Annotated in this window: 21 protein-coding genes; 3 read left to right on the plus strand and 18 right to left on the minus strand. The window is 44.6% G+C overall.

The genetic code is table 11. From position 1 onward, the window contains the following. The 9 genes from H2O73_RS19765 to fkpA all read right to left on the minus strand — a co-directional run. A partial coding sequence (locus H2O73_RS19765; RefSeq protein ID WP_246335966.1) for a GTP-binding protein occupies nt 1-197 on the minus strand: 197 nt, incomplete at its 3' end. Nucleotides 198-351: 154 nt separating this feature from the next. Beyond that, nucleotides 352-2,451: an elongation factor G gene (fusA, locus tag H2O73_RS19770; protein ID WP_182110649.1), complete on the minus strand. Its 2,100-nt coding sequence runs from the start codon at nt 2,449-2,451 to the stop codon at nt 352-354. A gap of 139 nt (nt 2,452-2,590) precedes the next feature. Continuing rightward, nucleotides 2,591-3,061, minus strand: coding sequence for a 30S ribosomal protein S7 (rpsG, locus tag H2O73_RS19775; RefSeq protein ID WP_040989879.1), 471 nt, complete (start codon nt 3,059-3,061; stop codon nt 2,591-2,593). Nucleotides 3,062-3,156: 95 nt separating this feature from the next. Continuing rightward, nucleotides 3,157-3,531 carry a 30S ribosomal protein S12 gene (gene rpsL / locus H2O73_RS19780; protein WP_004399892.1) on the minus strand — a complete coding sequence of 125 codons (375 nt, stop codon included), beginning with the start codon at nt 3,529-3,531 and terminating at the stop codon, nt 3,157-3,159. A 182-nt stretch (nt 3,532-3,713) separates the two neighbouring features. After that, the gene (gene tusB, locus H2O73_RS19785) at nt 3,714-3,989 is read right to left on the minus strand and encodes a sulfurtransferase complex subunit TusB (RefSeq protein WP_182110650.1); all 276 of its coding nucleotides are present in this window, start codon (nt 3,987-3,989) and stop codon (nt 3,714-3,716) included. A 9-nt stretch (nt 3,990-3,998) separates the two neighbouring features. Then, nucleotides 3,999-4,355, minus strand: a complete 357-nt coding sequence (gene tusC / locus H2O73_RS19790; protein ID WP_182110651.1) for a sulfurtransferase complex subunit TusC — start codon at nt 4,353-4,355, stop codon at nt 3,999-4,001. Then, entirely contained in the window at nt 4,352-4,744 is a 393-nt protein-coding gene (gene tusD / locus H2O73_RS19795) for a sulfurtransferase complex subunit TusD (RefSeq protein ID WP_182110652.1), read from the minus strand. The genes tusC and tusD overlap by 4 nt, the downstream gene beginning before the upstream one ends. Beyond that, entirely contained in the window at nt 4,735-5,463 is a 729-nt protein-coding gene (locus H2O73_RS19800; RefSeq protein WP_182110653.1) for a helix-turn-helix transcriptional regulator, read from the minus strand. Before H2O73_RS19800 ends, tusD begins: the two co-directional genes overlap by 10 nt. A 230-nt stretch (nt 5,464-5,693) precedes the next feature. After that, a complete protein-coding gene (fkpA, locus tag H2O73_RS19805) occupies nt 5,694-6,476 on the minus strand; it encodes an FKBP-type peptidyl-prolyl cis-trans isomerase (RefSeq protein ID WP_182110654.1) in 783 nt (260 codons plus the stop codon). Between the two features lie 132 nt (nt 6,477-6,608). Here fkpA and H2O73_RS19810 point away from each other — a divergent pair, with 132 nt between their 5' ends. Then, nucleotides 6,609-7,586, plus strand: a complete 978-nt coding sequence (locus H2O73_RS19810) for a WD40 repeat domain-containing protein (protein WP_182110655.1) — start codon at nt 6,609-6,611, stop codon at nt 7,584-7,586. A 4-nt stretch (nt 7,587-7,590) separates the two neighbouring features. After that, the gene (locus H2O73_RS19815) at nt 7,591-7,818 is read left to right on the plus strand and encodes a SlyX family protein (RefSeq protein WP_182110656.1); all 228 of its coding nucleotides are present in this window, start codon (nt 7,591-7,593) and stop codon (nt 7,816-7,818) included. Between the two features lie 21 nt (nt 7,819-7,839). Here the strand turns inward: H2O73_RS19815 and H2O73_RS19820 are convergent, their stop codons facing one another. The 9 genes from H2O73_RS19820 to tsaE form a co-directional block, all read right to left on the minus strand. Next, nucleotides 7,840-8,025, minus strand: coding sequence for a DUF2065 domain-containing protein (locus H2O73_RS19820; RefSeq protein ID WP_182110657.1), 186 nt, complete (start codon nt 8,023-8,025; stop codon nt 7,840-7,842). Nucleotides 8,026-8,087: 62 nt separating this feature from the next. Then, complete coding sequence (hflC, locus tag H2O73_RS19825) at nt 8,088-9,056, minus strand: protease modulator HflC (RefSeq protein ID WP_182110658.1); 969 nt, start codon at nt 9,054-9,056, stop codon at nt 8,088-8,090. 2 nt (nt 9,057-9,058) lie between these two features. Continuing rightward, entirely contained in the window at nt 9,059-10,249 is a 1,191-nt protein-coding gene (gene hflK / locus H2O73_RS19830) for an FtsH protease activity modulator HflK (protein ID WP_182110659.1), read from the minus strand. Between the two features lie 45 nt (nt 10,250-10,294). Continuing rightward, complete coding sequence (hflX, locus tag H2O73_RS19835) at nt 10,295-11,584, minus strand: ribosome rescue GTPase HflX (RefSeq protein WP_182110660.1); 1,290 nt, start codon at nt 11,582-11,584, stop codon at nt 10,295-10,297. 39 nt (nt 11,585-11,623) lie between these two features. Beyond that, nucleotides 11,624-11,890 carry an RNA chaperone Hfq gene (hfq, locus tag H2O73_RS19840; RefSeq protein ID WP_182110661.1) on the minus strand — a complete coding sequence of 89 codons (267 nt, stop codon included), beginning with the start codon at nt 11,888-11,890 and terminating at the stop codon, nt 11,624-11,626. Between the two features lie 179 nt (nt 11,891-12,069). Beyond that, nucleotides 12,070-13,017 carry a tRNA (adenosine(37)-N6)-dimethylallyltransferase MiaA gene (gene miaA / locus H2O73_RS19845; RefSeq protein ID WP_182110662.1) on the minus strand — a complete coding sequence of 316 codons (948 nt, stop codon included), beginning with the start codon at nt 13,015-13,017 and terminating at the stop codon, nt 12,070-12,072. Beyond that, entirely contained in the window at nt 13,014-15,008 is a 1,995-nt protein-coding gene (gene mutL, locus H2O73_RS19850; RefSeq protein WP_182110663.1) for a DNA mismatch repair endonuclease MutL, read from the minus strand. Before mutL ends, miaA begins: the two co-directional genes overlap by 4 nt. A 14-nt stretch (nt 15,009-15,022) precedes the next feature. Continuing rightward, nucleotides 15,023-16,741, minus strand: coding sequence for a LysM peptidoglycan-binding domain-containing protein (locus H2O73_RS19855; protein WP_182110664.1), 1,719 nt, complete (start codon nt 16,739-16,741; stop codon nt 15,023-15,025). Further along, nucleotides 16,735-17,199, minus strand: a complete 465-nt coding sequence (gene tsaE / locus H2O73_RS19860; protein WP_182110665.1) for a tRNA (adenosine(37)-N6)-threonylcarbamoyltransferase complex ATPase subunit type 1 TsaE — start codon at nt 17,197-17,199, stop codon at nt 16,735-16,737. Before tsaE ends, H2O73_RS19855 begins: the two co-directional genes overlap by 7 nt. Nucleotides 17,200-17,389: 190 nt before the next feature. Between tsaE and queG the strand changes: the two genes are divergently transcribed. Then, nucleotides 17,390-18,511 (plus strand): tRNA epoxyqueuosine(34) reductase QueG, encoded by a 1,122-nt coding sequence (queG, locus tag H2O73_RS19865; RefSeq protein ID WP_182110666.1) that lies wholly within the window; start codon nt 17,390-17,392, stop codon nt 18,509-18,511. The last annotated feature ends 672 nt before the right edge of the window (nt 18,512-19,183 follow it).

Genomic DNA, 19,183 nt, shown 5'->3' on the forward strand with positions numbered 1-19,183 from the left:
GAAGTAGAGATAGTGATACCGCGCTCACGCTCTTCTGGAGCGTTATCGATTGATGCGAAGTCACGCGCTGAACCGCCGTATACTTTAGACAGTACAGTACAGATAGCAGCAGTTAGAGTTGTTTTACCGTGGTCAACGTGGCCGATTGTACCAACGTTTACGTGCGGTTTAACGCGTTCAAATTTTTCTTTAGACACGATCGTGTTCCTTCCTAGTTATGATTCGCCGTGATCAGTATTGATCTCGACGCGCCAGAATTTGCTATTTTATGCGCCAATGTTCGTCAGCGCAATATTTGGACGTATTGATCTTTAAAAAAGTCGCTGACTTTTTTGCAAACAATTCGACCGATTAGTAACCACGCTCTGCAATGATTGCATCTGCAAAGTTCTTCGGTACTTCTGCGTACTCATAAAACTCCATAGAGTATGAGGCGCGACCTTGAGTTGCAGAACGTAGGTCTGTTGCATAACCAAACATTTGAGATAGTGGTACTTGAGCTCGGATGATCTTAAGACCAGCGTTGCCTTCATCCATACCTTCGATCATGCCGCGGCGACGGTTTAAATCACCTACAACATCACCCATCCAATCTTCAGGAGTGGTTACTTCTACTTTCATCATCGGCTCAAGAATGACTGGATTCGCTTCAAGCGAGCCTTTCCTGAATGCCATTGAACCGGCGATCTTAAACGCCACTTCACTTGAATCGACATCATGGTAAGAACCATCAAATAGGGTCGCTTTGATATCCAAAACCGGATAACCAGCAAGTACACCACTATTCATTTGCTCTTCGATACCTTTACCTACCGAGCTAATATACTCTTTAGGTACAGCACCACCCACAATCTCATCAACAAAGACAAAACCTTCACCCAGTTCAGAAGGCTCAAGTTTGATCCATACATGACCGTATTGACCACGACCGCCAGATTGGCGAACGAACTTGCCTTCCACTTCCGTCGTACCACGAATGGTTTCACGGTAAGCTACCTGAGGTTTACCAACGTTACAATCAACGCTGAATTCACGCTTCATACGATCAACGATGATATCAAGGTGAAGCTCACCCATACCTGAGATCAGAGTCTGACCCGTTTCGTTATCCGTTTCAACGCGGAAAGATGGATCTTCTGCCGCTAGTTTACCTAGAGCAATAGCCATTTTATCTTGGTCTGCTTGCGAGCGAGGCTCAACCACAATCTGAATAACTGGTTCAGGGAATTCCATGCGCTCTAGAATCACTTTGTGGTTCTGGTCACACAGAGTTTCGCCTGTCGTTACGTCTTTTAGACCGATTGCAGCGGCAATATCACCCGCACGAATTTCTTTTACTTCTTCACGTTTATTGGCATGCATCTGTACGATACGACCAAAGCGCTCACGCTTTTCTTTTACTGAGTTGTAAACAGTATCACCAGTGTTTACCACACCAGAATAAACGCGCATGAAGGTTAGCGTACCCACAAATGGGTCCGTTGCGATCTTAAATGCTAACGCCGAGAACGGTTCGTTGTCGTCTGCATGACGCTCAACATCGTTACCGTTGTCATCGATACCATTAATAGCAGGGACATCAATCGGCGATGGCAAGTATTCAACAACAGCATCTAGAACCGCTTGTACACCTTTATTCTTAAACGCACTACCACAAGTAGCCAGTACGATTTCGTTATTCAGAGTACGAGTACGTAGAGCTTGTTTGATCTCAACTTCGGTCAGCTCACCTTCTTCAAGATACTTGTCCATTAGCTCTTCACTAGCTTCAGCAGCTGCTTCAACTAGATTCATGCGCCATTCATCGGCAAGTTCTTGCATGTCAGCTGGAATGTCATCGTAATTAAACGACATGCCTTGATCGGCTTCATTCCAGTTGATCATTTTCATCTTGATAAGGTCGATAACACCTTTGAACTCTTCTTCTGCACCAACGTTTAGTTGGATAGGAACAGGGTTCGCACCAAGACGGTTTTTAATTTGATCGACTACGCGCAGGAAGTCAGCACCGGTACGGTCCATTTTATTGACAAATACCATACGAGGAACTTGGTACTTATCAGCTTGGCGCCATACAGTTTCAGACTGAGGTTCAACACCAGAGGAGCCACAAAATACAACTACTGCACCATCAAGCACACGAAGAGAACGCTCTACTTCAATCGTAAAGTCTACGTGTCCAGGAGTATCAATGATGTTGATGCGATGATCTTGGAATTGTGCTTCCATACCACGCCAGAAGGTAGTCGTCGCCGCAGAGGTGATTGTGATACCACGCTCTTGCTCTTGCTCCATCCAGTCCATGGTGGCAGCACCATCGTGAACTTCGCCGATTTTGTGAGAAAGGCCTGTGTAGAACAGAATGCGTTCAGTTGTGGTTGTTTTACCAGCATCTACGTGCGCACAGATACCAATATTACGGTAGCGCTCAATAGGAGTTTTACGGGCCACGGTTGAATCCTCTTAAACTTAGGGACTATTGCTATCACCAAGGGGGAGAAAAACTCAAACCCTAGATATAGCAATAGTTCCTAGCATATGCATAGGAACTAAAGAAGTGCTGCGAGGATCCCCGCAGCACTGAAAGGTATTACCAGCGGTAATGAGCAAATGCTTTGTTAGCATCAGCCATGCGGTGAACGTCTTCACGTTTCTTAACCGCAGTACCTTTGTTTTCTGACGCGTCTAGCATTTCAGCAGCTAGGCGTGCAGCCATAGATTTTTCACCACGCTTACGCGCAGCTTCAACTACCCAACGCATAGCAAGTGCGTTACGGCGAACCGGACGAACTTCTACAGGTACTTGGTAAGTTGAACCACCCACACGGCGAGATTTAACTTCTACCGATGGACGAATGTTTTCAAGAGCTTCTTCAAATACAGCTAAGTGATCTTTACCAGATTTCTCAGCCATAGTGTCTAGTGCAGTGTAAACAATTTTCTCTGCAGTAGATTTTTTACCGTCAACCATAAGGATGTTAACGAATTTTGCCAGCAATTCAGATTTGAATTTTGGATCTGGAAGGATCTTACGCTGACCAATAACGCGACGACGTGGCATGGATATTCTCCGTTGTCTTTTTCAGGTTATCCAAAACTTTTCAGTTTCTTCAAAAATTAAATATTTTAGTGTTTGGCCTTACTTAACGGATTCCATTAAGACTTAGGACGTTTCACACCGTACTTAGAACGACCTTGTTTACGGTCGTTTACGCCAGCACAGTCAAGCGCGCCGCGAACAGTGTGGTAACGTACACCCGGAAGGTCTTTTACACGACCGCCACGGATTAGTACAACACTGTGCTCTTGAAGGTTGTGACCTTCACCGCCGATGTACGATGTAACTTCGAAGCCGTTTGTCAGACGTACACGACAAACTTTACGAAGTGCTGAGTTAGGTTTTTTAGGTGTAGTAGTGTAAACACGAGTACATACACCACGTTTTTGTGGGCACGCTTCTAGTGCTGGCACGTTGCTTTTAACAACTTGCTTTGCACGAGGCTTGCGAACCAACTGGTTAATAGTTGCCATTAACTAGCTCCTGATTTACTTGAAAGTAAGCTTTGTGAAAAATCTATCCCTAATCACCATGGGTAATATAGGGACGCAAAATTCTATTCAGCAGTGAGAGGTGTGTCAAGAAATATACAGATCTTTTTTAACCTTCGAGATAGCCGTAACACTTATCCCTACTGTTCATAGGGCTGTAGCGACTAATTCCAGGTTAAAGAATTTTTTTGTGCAGCGGTTAGATCGACGAAATCTGCAAAGCTTATTTGACGACAAGAAGGACTAACGCGGTTTTGAATGCCACGAGCTTGTACGTCAGCACTCAAAACATACACCTCTAATTCCTTGAGTATAGGAAATATTGGATGTTGTGCATTACTCGCGTAGACCGCATTTTCTATCAATAACACTTGGTCACCATCGCGATATAACGCAACGAGCTCATTGAATGCGGTGAGGGATTTAACGATATGAAGCATAAGTCACTCTTAGAAAGACAATAACTTGCCTGCTTGGTGCAATTTCTCTTGTATGGCTTGTTCACTCAATCGCTCAACATCGATCACTAAATCAGCTTGCGCTAATCCTCTCTGTTGTAGCGATGAAGTACAAACATACACCTGTTCGATATCATAAAGGTCAAACAGCTTCAGCATCGGGGCATAATCCTTACTTAAGATTTCACCCGGCTGTTGACCTTGCAGCAATTGGTAAACACCATCGCCAATAAAGATGACGCTAATATCTTCACAATAAGCAGAGGCTGCTAATAAGGCATCCACACCTTCTCGTCCTGACGACGTTGTATGCGGAGCGCTACGAAATAGATACATTAATTGGCTCAAAACTGCACCACTCGATCTTGAACTAACATCGCTTCAGCCAAACTGCCTAGACCCGCTTGATGAAAACCTTCGGCTAGGTTGCATTGGGCAAGCCCATGTTGCGTCGCTTCTTCTTGGCTCACAATGCCACGACGCAATGCCGCTGCAACACATGTCTCTAGACGAACGTCATGCTGCTGAGATAATTGCTGCCATGCTTTAGTCAGATCAAACTCATCATTGGCAGGTGCGCTTAGGCAAGTACCATTGGTCACACCGTCTTGATAGAAAAACACACTCACCAGAGTGTGTCCTTTTTCAATCAATGCGTTCGCAAACTGGTAGGCACTGCGCGCAGATTGGCTGCCATAGACCGACCCATTAACCACCAAAGTGTAGGTTAAAGACACTTCTCGTCATCCTCGGTTTTACGCTGACGAATATAAAGATAAACGGTGTGCTTTGAAATATTCAATCGGTCAGCAACTCGGTTGATCGCATCCTTAATATCAAAAATACCTTTGTCGTAAAGTTCCATTACGATCTGTCGGTTCTTAGTATTATTCGAAACAGACTTGTCTGCGTTGATCTCTTCAATCGTGCGTTCAACCGTTTGATCTACCAGCTCTTCAACATCGCTAGCAAAGTTAACGGATGAGGCTGCGTCTTTGGCTTCTTGTGTTGGCATGAAAGATTGCAGAACCTGCGAGAACGGCGCATCAAGATTGACGTTAACACACAGCAAACCAATCACTCGGTTTTCACCATTGCGAATAGCCACTGTTATTGACTTCATTAACACGCCGCCTTTGGCGCGAGTGAAGTAAGAACGTGAGAAATTACGCTCAGAACCTTCAATGTCTTTCAACATTTTCAATGCTAAATCGGTGATTGGCGAGCCAACTTGGCGCCCCGTGTTCTCACCATTGGCAATTTTGATTGCCGAGGTATTAAGGTCTTCCAAGGAATGAAGTACGATTTCACAGAAGGGACCGATCAAGCTGGCTATCCCATCTACTACCGCTTCATATGATTTGAGTATGATTTTATCGTGCTCACTGAATGGCATCACGTTGACGGATTCCATTTCGAGCAACATATCCATATTTAAGGTTTCAGTCGTCGTCACTATCTTTAGCCTTCGAGCGATTAATCAACAAATTGACGTAAGTTTATCAGAAATTTTGAATAGAACACTAAGCTATAAGACTAACTAGTGATTTAGGACAAATAATTGATGGGGATTGATCACGTTAATTGAGTGCAATTACTCACATAAATTACAGTGTTTTTAGTGGATGTTCTGAGCTAAAAAAGAAAAGGCTCGGAAAACCGAGCCTTATAAGTCAATAAGTTAGTTTATTGTGCAGCTTGATCGCTGTTATCAATACCAATTAGCTCAACTTCAAATACAAGCGTTGAGTTAGCTGGGATACTTGGCGTATCTTGCTCACCGTATGCAAGCTCAGGTGGAATAACAAACTTAAATTTAGAACCAACAGGCATTAGTTGTACGCCTTCAGTCCAACCTGGAATTACACGGTTTAGAGGGAATGTCGCCGTTTGACCGCGATCGTAAGAGCTATCGAACTGAGTACCGTCAGTCAACGTACCTTTGTAGTGAACTTCTACGGTGTCTGTCTCTTTTGGTTTTTCACCATCAGCGGCTGTTAGCACTTGGTACATCAAACCAGAATCCGTGGTTTTAACACCGTCTTGCTTAGCAAACTCAGCACGGAAATCTTCACCTGCTTTTTTACTTGCTGCCGCTTTTTCTGCCACTTGTTTCTGCATTGTTTCCGCAACGCGCTTATCTAGACCTTCAAGCGCCATGCGAATTTCGTCTTCATTGAGTGCGGCTTTGTCCGTAAACACATCTTCAATACCTTGTAGCACTAGTTCTTTTTTCAGATCAATGCCAATCTCTTTTGGCTTTTCAATGCTTTGAGCAAGGTAGTTTGCAAATGATGCACCAATTGCGTAAGCCGCTTTATCATCTTCTGTCTTAAAAGTAATCGCATTTTCTGCTTGTACTTGTTCTGCTGCAGGCGCCACTTCTTGTTTTGGCTCTTCTTCTTTTTGGCAGCCAACCGCTAGCATGACAGTTGCCGCAAGCAGTGACACTTTAAATATTGATTTCATTGAACTCTCCAATTGATGGCATTTGCCGTTGTGCACAAATATTGAATAAAAACTGGTGTGCATCTACTTGATGTACCAATATACCCAATATGCTTTCAAATTAATGAAAACCAAGTGGATATTTGGAACTTAATGCGAATATTTTTTAACACTCTTTGCTGTGCTTTTGTCATCATAGCGTTAAATGGCTGCTTTTTCTCTGATTCCAATGATCAACGTTGGAATCTTGAGCCCAAAGGCACCAGTAGCCTCGCCTTAAGCCGTGATGCTCGTTTTGCTTTAATTTACTCCAAAGAACACCAACTTGTATTGTGGGATCTTTATGAATCTCAGAAACTTGCTGATCTCGGTTCGCAAGATCAGCAAGCCAGCACGGTATCCCGCATTCGAATTTCCGATAATGGTCGCTATGCGATAACAGCCAGCCAAGTCAATTTTGCGGTTTGGGATTTAGCTTGGACACAAGCTGAAGGCCTTTGGTCAATTTCTGATGGCACCATCCGCGATGTCGATATCGCCAATAATGGTGAACAAATATTACTTGGTTTATCCAATGGCAAAGCCATATATGTCAATTTAGTCACCGGACGCCGTCTAGAGTTCCTCGCACACCGAGAAAAAGTCAATTCCGTAGCCCTCGCACCAAATGGGCGCTTTGCTCTCACTGGCGGTAACGACTATTACGCTTACCTTTGGGATACCACCAGCGGGCAGATTTTGCATGCATTTGAGCATGAGCAACGCGTGGTCCGCGTCGCGTTACATCGTGATGGTCAATATGGTTTTAGCTCTGATGGCGGCAACCAAGCCATGGTTTGGGATTTGGTCAAAGGAGAGCCGGTCTCTCAGCTAAGCAGCTTTTCACGTCAATTGATATTCTCTACTGCTCGTTTCTCTGATGATGGGCAAAAATTGATTACAGGCACCCCTTCAAGCCGGGTGATGGTGTGGGATACGCAAACAGGAAAGCGCATTGAGGGATTTGAAGTCGAGCCTTTAAAAGATGCTCGTCCTCCACGGGCAGTAGTGTATGATGCAGCCTTTGACAATCAGAGCCGAGTGGTCACTGGCACTTCTGCTGGCATCGCTCAAGCTTGGAAAATAGATTAAGACCATGACAGAAAAGCAGATCATCGAATTAGAAAACCGTATCAACGACCTTGAATGTCAAATAGCTTTCCAAGAGCAAACTATAGATTCACTTAATGATGCGTTAAGTCAGCAGCAACTTCTGATCACTAAAATGCAAGATCAGATGAAATATATGGTGGGTAAAGTGAAGAACATGGATACGTCTAACTTAGCCGATCCATCAGAAGAGACACCACCACCACATTACTAATCGTAGTGATGGCTGTAAGGGTTAGGCAAAGCAGTAAGCAATGACGGCGCCGGCAACCACTAGGCAGCCACCAATTCGCCTCAGTTGAGCATCAGGTTGCTGACTCAATTCGCTCACCATCTTGCGCCAGCCATTAGGGGCAACCAAAGGTCCTAATCCTTCTACGATCAACACTAAGCCTATCGCTAGCCAGATAGAATTTGACATCATTATCTCTCTGTTACAAAAAAGGCTCCTTACGGAGCCTTTTCGTTATTTATTGGCAGTTATTACTGCGCGCCTTTCGACTGATTCATGTACTGGAAGAACTCACTGTTCGGATCCAACACAAGAATGTCGCTCTTATCGCTAAATGATTTCTCATACGCACGTAGTGAGCGTAGGAAGCTAAAGAACTCAGCATCTTTGGTGTAAGCATCAGCATAGATCTTAGCTGCTTTAGCATCCGCATCACCTCGAGTCACTCGAGCTGTTTTGTCTGCTTCCGCAAGAATCGTTGCCGTTTCTAGCTCAGCTTGAGCGCGAATGATTTCTGCTTGCTCACGACCTTGTGAACGGAACTGTCTTGCGACTGATTCACGCTCTGCACGCATACGATCGTAGATTGACTTACTGATACTATCAGGAAGGTTGATCTTCTTCATTCGGAAATCAACGATGTGGATACCTAAATCTTCCATCGCATCTTTACGAGTGCCGTTAAGAACATTCTGCATGATAATGTCACGTTCGCCATCGATCTCTAATGCTTCTTTTGCCGCTTCAGTCGTTACTTCAGTCTCGTCATCTGGAAGGATAACTTCGTTACGCGGACCTGATACGATTTGCTTAATCTCACGCGAACCGATTTCAGAACGTAGTACGTCAGTCACTTTACGGCTCAATAGCGTTTGTGCCGTTGCCGCATTACCACCACCTGTTGCCAAGTAGTATTGACCAAAGTCTTCAATGCGCCATTTCACGTATGAATCGATGATAACGTCTTTTTTCTCTGACGTTACGAAACGGTCTGCGCGACCATCCATCGTTTGGATACGAGCATCAAGCGTGTTCACACGATCAAACAGTGGCATTTTGAAATGCAAGCCTGGCTCATAGATACGTGCAATTTCATTGTTATCTTTTAGTACTCGACCAAAACGGATCACAATGCCTCGCTCCCCTTCCGGGATAACGAATAGTGACATTAGCATCAATACCAGAGCTACGACCAATACAGGGATCATTAACTTACGCATTCTTAATACCTCCCTTGACGTGTCGTCGTTGAGCGTGATGAATCATCAGTACCCGGATTATTCAACTGAGGCTCCAATTCAATTTGGTCATAAGTTGAAGTTCGTTGTGTTGTACTCTTCTTAGTATCACTTCTCTCACCTGCTAGCTTATCAATAGGTAAGTAAAGTAGATTGCCACTTGATTCAGAATCAATCAGCACTTTCGATGTATTAGAGTAAACTTTTTCCATCGTATCTAGGTACAAACGATCACGAGTTACGCCCGGTGCTGCTTGGTATTCTGGTAGCAGTTTCTCAAACTGAGCAACTTGACCTAGAGCACCATTAACAATACGTTCGCTGTAACCTTGCGCTTCTTTCAACAAACGCTCTGCACGACCCTTCGCTTTAGGAATGATGTCGTTTTGGTAAGCTTCTGCTTCACGTTTGAAACGTTGCGCGTCTTCTCGAGAAGCCGTTGCATCATCAAATGCATCTTTTACTTCTTCTGGTGGACGTGCATCTTCAAAGTTCACCGCGACAACTTCAATACCCATGTCGTAACCATCGACAATCTTCTCAAGGGTAACCTGAGTATTTTGACGAATCAGCAAACGACCACTGGTTAGAATGCTATCCATCAATGCATCACCGATCACTGCACGTAGTGCCGAATCAGTTGCTTGACGTAAGCTGTCATCAGCGTTCGTTACACGGAATAAATATTTGTATGGATCAGCGACACGATATTGCACGTCCATCGCTACCGTTACTACGTTTTCATCTTTAGTCAGCATTAGACCTGATGAACGTAAAGAACGAATAGCTTGTACGTTAACAGCGGTCACTTCGTCGATAAAACGAGGACGCCAGTTAAGACCAGGATCGACCACACGGTCGTATTTACCTAATCGCAGAACAACACCACGTTCAGCTTCGCCTATTGTGTAAAAGCCAGAAAAGAACCAGATCGCTACCGCAATCGCAGCAATGACACCGAAACCCAGTGCACCACCACTACCACCGATAGACGGGCCTTTGCCACCCTTTCCACCTAACTTTCCACCCAGTTTCTGACTCAGTTTATTGAAGACTTCGTCTAAGTCTGGCGGTCCTTGATCACGGCCACCTTTGTTACCGCGATTGTTATTACCCCAAGGGTCTTTATCGCGGCCATTGTCGCCGTTATTATTACCAGGCTCATTCCACGCCATTAGAAAGCTCCATCATTTGATATGACGTTATACTGTAGCAGTCATTTAAGTAACTATAAAGTCACGTAAAACTGCCCCTTCTCTTTTTTCAAGTCTAGACCAATCTACCTGTTGCATACGAATATTTATCAACAAGTTACCATCTTGATCATACTCTTCTTGCTGAATGCACTTCATTTGGAAGAATGTACTACGTAATCGACCTTGATACTGTGGCGTAATACACAATTGGTATTGCACCATTTGGCTGGCTAAACGCTCAGTCAATGCAGTAAACAGCAGTTCGATACCAAGACCTTCCATTGCCGATACCCAAACTGTACGAGGAACACCTTCCTCATCACGTTCGATTCTCGGCTGCTGTCCTTCCATGTTGTCGATCTTATTCATGACCACTAATGAAGGCACTTCATGGGCTTCGATCTCTTCGAGCACCTCATGCACAGCCTTCATATTCTCACGAAATCGATCGTCACTGGCATCAACAACATGTAACAAAATGTCAGCTTCTTGTGTCTCTTGCAGTGTCGCTTTAAAAGCCGCCACTAAATCATGAGGTAGGTGTCGAATAAAACCGACGGTATCAGCGAGTATTGCGGGACCAACATCATCTAACTCAATTTTACGTAATGTTGGATCCAACGTGGCAAATAATTGGTCTGCCGCGTATACACCAGCTTCTGTAATTCGGTTAAACAGGGTGGATTTCCCTGCGTTGGTATAACCAACCAAAGAGATGGTTGGAATTTCTGCTCGATTTCTTGCTCGGCGACCTTGCTCACGTTGTTTCGCCACTTTGTCCAAACGGCGCAAAATAGCTTTAATACGTTCACGTAGAAGACGTCTATCGGTCTCTAACTGAGTTTCACCTGGACCTCGTAAACCAATGCCACCTTTTTGTCTTTCAAGGTGAGTCCAACCACGAATAAGTCGTGTTGAGATATGTCGAAGCTGAGCAAGCTCAACTTGCAGTTTACCTTCATGGGTTCGAGCACGTTGTGCAAAAATATCGAGGATAAGACCGGTACGATCGACAACTCGACATTGACAAAGCGCTTCAAGGTTACGTTCTTGGGCAGGAGAGAGGGCGTGATTAAAAATCACGATATCCGCATCAGTTGATTGCACAATTTGCGCAATTTCCTGAGCTTTACCCTCACCAACATAGTATTTCGGGAGTGGCGACTGACGACTGCCGGTTACAACTTGTAACGACGATACGCCAGCAGAAGACACCAACATCTCAAACTCGTTGAGATCTTCCCACTCCCCTTCTTGCGTGAAGTTGATATGAACAAGTACGGCTCGCTCACCGGCTTCATAACGGTCAAACAAGCATCAACTCCTCAATGTAAAACTTGTTGTAATCAGAGATTAATCTTCCGATTTCTCTGATGGACGATCACCATTTTGTGGGCGATCACCACTGTGGTGGCTTACTGGACGAGCAGGCACAACCGTTGAGATCGCGTGCTTGTAAACCATTTGGTTAACAGTATTCTTAAGTAGGATCACGAATTGGTCAAAAGATTCGATCTGACCTTGAAGCTTAATTCCGTTCACAAGGTAGATAGATACTGGAATACGCTCACGACGGAGAGCGTTCAAGAATGGGTCTTGTAGAGATTGCCCCTTAGCCATTTTTATTTTCCTTATTTTGTAATTTTGTTTTAGTTATTTAGCTGGCGGTTTACTGCAACAGAGTTTGTTACATCTGAGCTAAACGAATAAAAAACCCTGAATTACTGTTATGGCGGTAAATACCGCAAAATTCAAGTAACAGATCTTTTACAGAGCACATTCACGCAAAAGCGATCACATTATACACAGCTTGAACTATCAGATGCCACGGCATTTGAAACAGTTTCTAGTGCTTGTTCAATGTTTTCACTATCTAACCAAGTTAAATTATCCCAGCTGCGTAACCAGGTAATTTGTCGCTTGGCCAATTGGCGGGTTGCACAGATCCCACGGAAAACCGCTTCCTCTTTACTGCAATTCCCATCCAAATAATCCCACATTTGTCGATATCCAACACAACGAATCGACGGAAGATCCGGATGAAGATCATCGCGAGCGTATAATGCGCGCATCTCATCTTCAAAACCCGCATCCACCATTTTTTCAAAGCGTAGTTCAATACGACGGTGGAGCTCAGCCCTATCCTTGGGAGCTATAGCAAACTGCTTAACATTAAACGGCAGGCTCTCGCCTTTAGTTTGTGTTAATTCAGTAAGAGTTTTACCTGAAATTCGATAAACTTCCAACGCCCGTGACAACCTTTGTGGATCATTACGGTGTATGCGTTCGGCAGAAACGGGATCGACTTCACGCAATTGATCGTGCAGTGCATCCCAGCCGAGGGTTAATGCCTCTTGTTCTATTTGCTTACGAATGTCAGGGTTTGCCGCTGGCAGAGGCGATAAACCTTCCAATAATGCTTTGTAATACAGCATAGTACCGCCAACTAATAGCGGAATTTTGCCTTGTGAAACAATCTCATTCATCTCACGCAGTGCATCACGACGAAAGTCGGCGACTGAATAGGATTCGGTAGGATCCAAAATATCGATCAGCTTATGCGGTGCTAAAGCCAGCTCGTTCGCATCCGGCTTTGCTGTGCCGATATCCATCCCTTTGTAGATCAGTGCTGAATCTACCGAGATAATCTCTACTGGGTATTTCTGGCGAAGACGAATCGCAAGATCCGTTTTACCCGATGCTGTTGGTCCCATTAAAAATAGGGCTAGTGGTAATTCTTTATTCATAAGTTAAAAGCTGCAATCGTCGCAGAAAAATCCATCGGTCTCACAAACTGTGTATCGTGCAAAGGAAGTTGCCCTTGCCAGAGCATTTCGACTTCGGCGATGATTTGGATCGCTTCGGACAAAGTGTAGTCGTTTTTCACTGAAACTACTTGATCCGATAGCCATTTGGACAACGCTATTAATTCGAAGTTCTCACCACCATGACCTTTGTTCTGCAGGGTCAAAGAAGCGGCGTAAGATAACAGATCTGGTATCACCTGTTGTAAATTTTGTTGTCGTAATGGCTGTGGAACGCCCATCACCATTAACGAGTGTGAATTACGAAATTTAAGCTCAATGCCTAATTGGACAAATTTCGCCTGATGATTTTTGATCACCTCAGCTTGCTCACTATCCACCTTCAATGACAAAGGCACCAATAGAGGCTGGCTTTTCAGGGGTTCGTGAGTCGTTTGTAGTTGTCCATAAACTCTTAACCATTCAGCTTTCAGCAGTGAGACGAGATGTACCCCGCTCTTTTCACCCATCACGACATATTGACCTGACGCCATACATATCGCTTTGCCCAGAGAGGCAATAGTTTGTGATTCTGAGGCTGCCGAAATTGCAACGGTGTCTGAAGACGAGTCATCCACCAATACACGCTTCATTGCTGGTACGTCTGGCGTTTGCATCAGCTTCTGGTAAACCGCTACTTCTTGCTTAGAAGGTGACGGTTGACCATATCGTTCCGTGTTTTTAGAACGAGGTTCACCACGGCTTTCAACCCAATCATTGCGCGGCGCTTTCTCTCGTACTTGGCTCCGACTATCATTCGACTCACCCGCTCTTCCCGGGTAATGAGGAACTTGCTCGATAGCCTGATAAACCTCAGCAGGGACAGCAGAAGCCTCAACGGCTGATGATGGCGTATTCGTGGTGACTGATTGTTGCGGTGAAGCGTCAGCAGCGCTATGAAATGCAGAGGCATTCACAGCAGGCTTATCAATGTGTAGGCTCTGCGCTAGGGCGTCAGCTAATGCTTGGTAGATAAAATCATGCACCAAGCGAGCTTGATGAAAACGCACTTCATGTTTGGCTGGGTGTACGTTGACATCAACTTGATGAGGGTCGATATCAATAAACAACACATAAGTAGCAAACTGCTCTGGACGCAAGCTAGTTTGATAGCTTTGGCGAATCGCGTGATTGATCAACTTATCACGCATCATACGCCCATTCACATAGCAATACTGAAGATCACTCTGTTGGCGCGCACCATCCGGTGTGGTGATCCAACCGTGAAGTTTTAAACCTTGATGCTCCAGTTCGATTTTAAGCATATTGCGCACAAAGCTACTACCGCATACGGCAGCAATACGTTTTTCCGCCTGAGCCTCGGTTTTCGCAGCGCGATATTGCTTGACCAGTTTACCGTTGTGACGAAGATTGATGGTAACGTCAAAGCGGCTTAACGCGATCCGTTTGATCAACTCATCAATATGGGCAAATTCCGTCTTTTCGGTGCGCAGAAATTTACGCCGAGCAGGCGTATTAAAAAATAGATCAAGCACTTCAACAGAGGTACCGATCGGGTGCGCCGCTGGCAGCAATTTCACAGCCATGTCTCGCCCTTCACTCTGCGCAGCCCAGGCTTGCTCTTGAGTCGCCGGACGAGAAGTTATCGTCAGCCGAGAAACAGAACTGATACTAGCAAGCGCTTCACCGCGAAACCCCAAGCTCATGATCGCTTCGAGATCATCTAAAGTGTGAATTTTTGAGGTCGCATGACGGCTTAATGCCAACCCTAGCTCATCTTTGACAATCCCTTTGCCATTGTCTCGAACGCGGATCAATTTTGCGCCACCTTTGTCGATATCAATATCGATGCGCGTGGCGCCTGAATCTAAACTGTTTTCCACCAACTCTTTGACAACAGAAGCCGGTCTTTCAACCACCTCTCCTGCTGCTATTTGGTTCGCCAGTCGAGCGGGTAGAATTTTGATCGCCATATCGAAGTCGCCAACTAGTTATGAGGAATGATAAGTGTCTGACCAACCGCTAGTTGATCCGATTTTAAGTTATTCGCTCGACGTAAACGGTCTACGCTGATGCCATATTTTCGGGCAATTTTGCCTAAGAACTCGCCGCGCTGAACCTTATGCTTGCGTAGTGGCTGATCTTTTAAACTCACCGTGATCTTGAGTTTTTGCCCCAATTTTAAGGTATCGGAACGCAGTTTGTTTTCACGTTTGATATCCGCCACTGGTACCTTGTACTTGGCGGCAATCTTACCTAAGTATTCACCCTTCTGTACTACGTGAGTAATAATCTTGGTTTCAACTGGATTACTTGCCTTTGGCACCACCACAGAGGCATTGGCACCCGGAATCGTCAGCATTTGACCAATCGATAAACCAGAACTTTTCAGCTTATTCGCCTGCATGATGGCTTTAGTCGATGAACCATACTTCTTGGCAATCACAGACAGTGACTCACCACGCGATACTTTGTGTTTGATATTTTTACCACGATTAGCGAAAAGCGTGCCTTCTGGAGGGTTCTCTTCAAAGTACTTCACTATCGATTTAGCTAGAGCGCGCGCTAATTTATCTTGGTGACTACGCTGGAAAAGCAATCGTTCTTCTGTTGGGTTAGAAATAAACCCTGTCTCAACCAATACGGAAGGAATATCAGGCGATTTTAATACCGCCAAACTGGCATTAACCGGCTCTTTCTTATGTAGCCTAACGCCAGAGCGGCTCATTTCACCTAAGATTTTCTTCGCGACTTTATAGCCTTCTTTTTGAGAATGACTAAATTGCAGATCCAACAAAGTTTGGCTGACGTTTTTATCATTGTTGTTCTTCGCTAGGACTTCACCCGCACCACCCAATAACTGAGACTGCTCCTCGTGGTTTTCAACCCAACGAGCGATTTCGGTATTGGCACGGCGTGTATTCAAGACAAATACCGAACCACCTCGAGGTTTTGGTGAGTGGAAGGCATCAGCGTGAATAGAAACCAACAAATGCGCTTTATTCTTACGTGCTATCTCAGAACGTTTGTTGAGGTTAACAAAGTAATCACCGCGTCGAGTCAGCACCGCTTTCATGCCCGGAATGGCATTGATCTGGTCGGCAACCTTCTTTGAAATCGCCAATGTGGCGTGTTTTTCATATTTGCGAGTTGGTCCAATTGAGCCTGGGTCTTCCCCACCATGACCTGCATCCAGCGCCACGACAATGTCTGCCGTACCCAATAATTGTGAAGCATCACGACTGACTTGAGTTTTACTCGGCGATGAAACAGCAGGAGCCGCCTTGCTGCCACCGTGACCTATATCCACCACTAAACGATGCCCATATTGCCCACCGGGTGTAGGGGCCAACTTAAACAATTGAATCGGTGTTTTCTTTGCCAGCTCAAAGACTAATCGATAAGAGTTTGAGTTAGGTGGGGTGCTTTTACGAATTTTACGCAGCACTGGGCTACCCGTTACGTTCAAAGGCAACTTGGTTTTCAGTTGAGTATCTTTTAGATCAACAACAAGACGCTCAGGGCTCGACAACGTGAAATAGCTATACTGCGCTTCAGATTTCAGATCAATAACCACACGAGTTTCGTCTGGCGATGGCCATACTCGTAGGCTTTCTAATGCATTAGCCCATGAAGACGTTGGAACTAGCGATAAAACGAATGCAATGCAAAGGGTGAAGGCGCGTAAAGAGTGAAAGTTCAACATAACTCCAACTGGTCTAGAAGACGAATTCCATATTCATTATTAGCTGTGACTTGAGCGATTCTTTGCTCACCGTTGTAACGCATATCAATATCAAGATCCGGTTCTGGAAGTAGACCCGTACCTTTTTCAGGCCACTCCACTAAACAGATCGCATCTGAAGTAAAGTAGTCGCGAATACCCATAAATTCGAGTTCTTCAGGATCAGCTAAACGATATAGATCGAAATGGTATACCTGCCACTGATCGAGTTGATAAGGTTCAACTAAGGTGTAAGTAGGGCTTTTCACATTACCTTGATGCCCTAATGCACGCACAAAGCCACGGCTGAATGTCGTTTTACCCGCACCAAGATCACCGTGTAAGTAGACTGTGGTTTGTTGCGTACATACGCCAGCCAAAGCCGTTCCTAGTAGGATCGTTGCTTGCTCATCGGGTAGGACAAATTGTTTCGTGCTCATGACTATGCTTCTCTAAGGTGACTATATAAAAATCAAAACAACTGGAATAGTAAACTGGGTTGGAATTGAGAGACAAGAGCTCTTATGTAAGTTAAAGGAAAATAATCGCTATCGTATAAATAATCGATAGCTAGATCCCGTGCTTAAGATCTTGTAAGATCCCGCCCCCTTTTGTTTGAGTAACGCTAGCATGAACTATCAAGAACTGGCAGATAAAATCAAAATTTGGGCCAAAGAACTTGGCTTCCAAAAAGTTGGCATCTGCGATGTAGACTTGCAAGAGCATGAAGCGGAGCTACAAAAGTGGCTCGATGCTGGCTATCACGGCACGATGGATTGGATGGCTCGCCATGGCATGATGCGCGCTCGCCCAGCCGAATTACTACCCGGAACGGTACGAGTGATCAGTGCTCGTATGAATTACCTGCCACCTGAAGCTCAATTTGCCAGCAATCTTGATAACCCAAACCATGCTTATATCAGTCGTTATGCTTTGGGTCGAGACTACCATAAGCTTATTCGTAATCAGTTGAAAAAGCTTAGTCAAATGATTGAAAAAGAGGTCGAGCAACTTAACAGCCGCCCTTTTGTCGATTCTGCGCCAATACTGGAGCGTCCTTTAGCTCAAAAAGCGGGATTAGGCTGGTCAGGAAAACATTCACTGATCCTTGATAAAGAATGTGGCTCTTGGTTCTTTCTTGGAGAACTGCTTATTGACCTGCCCCTCCCTGTGGATACGCCAAGTGAAGACCAATGCGGTTCGTGCAAAGCCTGCATCACCTCTTGCCCAACCAATGCCATTATCGAAGAAGGGATTGTTGATGCGCGCAGATGTATCTCATACCTGACCATTGAATATGACGGCGTTATCCCTGTGGAATTTCGCAAAGCAATGGGGAATCGCATCTATGGCTGCGATGATTGCCAGCTCGTCTGCCCGTGGAATCGCTTTTCTGAACTCACCAGGCAAAATGATTTTCATCGTCGCCCAACATTAATAGAACCCGATCTCATCGAACTATTTAATTGGGATGAAGATACCTTTCTAAAGAATATGGAAGGTTCTGCTATTCGTCGTATAGGGCACCGACAATGGTTGAGAAACCTCTCCATAGCAATGGGTAATGCACCTTTCTCACAAACGATGATTGAATCCCTCGAAAAGCGCAAAGGCTTATCAAGCGAGCTTGATGAACACATCGATTGGGCGATTGCCGAACAACTGATGCAAGCTGAGGAAAAAAGTAGAATTGAGATCAAGCGTGAGCGCTTGATTCGAATCGTACAAAAAGGATTGCCTCGAGACGCATAATTCTTGCCAACTATGTCGATTCAATATTTGATTTGGTTCTCAATTTATCAATGTGGAAAAAAAACGCGTAGCAAGGATAAATTGATAAATAAATGAAAGTTAATCACAACAGCAATAAATGACTAGGATCAATGTATTTTTAGTTAATGATCTATTTTTTAGCTACAGCAAACGTTAGCTAACACATCAAACTCATATAAATCATATAGTTACATTTCGAGCGATTGAAAAGTGTGACTAAGGTTCAGAGAAAGATCTTTTTAGATTCCGTTTTTTAAGCGTAATTTAAAGGTTACCCACCAAGTTATCCACAATTGCGTATTTGTGGATAAGTCTGTTAGTTATATAGCGAAAACCAGTGCACACAAGCGTGCGCACTCTAACGAACTTTTATACAGAACGAAAAAGTCAAACGCCCGCCTAACGAGTAGGTGGACTTCTTTATTTTTTGGGGATTTATGCTTCACAGCATTAGAAAGAGCGGTGGTCTAAGACCAAATCAAATGAGGTCATCATTTGAAGGGAGTTTTGAGTAACAAGACTGGCTTATACACAAAAAGCATCGTGTGCAGGCTCATTATTATAACTTTCAACATTAAGAAGAAAGTGGAGCGACACATCGGGTTCGAACCGATGACCTCAACCTTGGCAAGGTTGCGCTCTACCAACTGA

The sequence above is a fragment of the Vibrio marinisediminis genome, assembly GCF_014050145.1.
GTDB classification, from domain to species: Bacteria; Pseudomonadota; Gammaproteobacteria; order Enterobacterales; family Vibrionaceae; genus Vibrio; species Vibrio marinisediminis.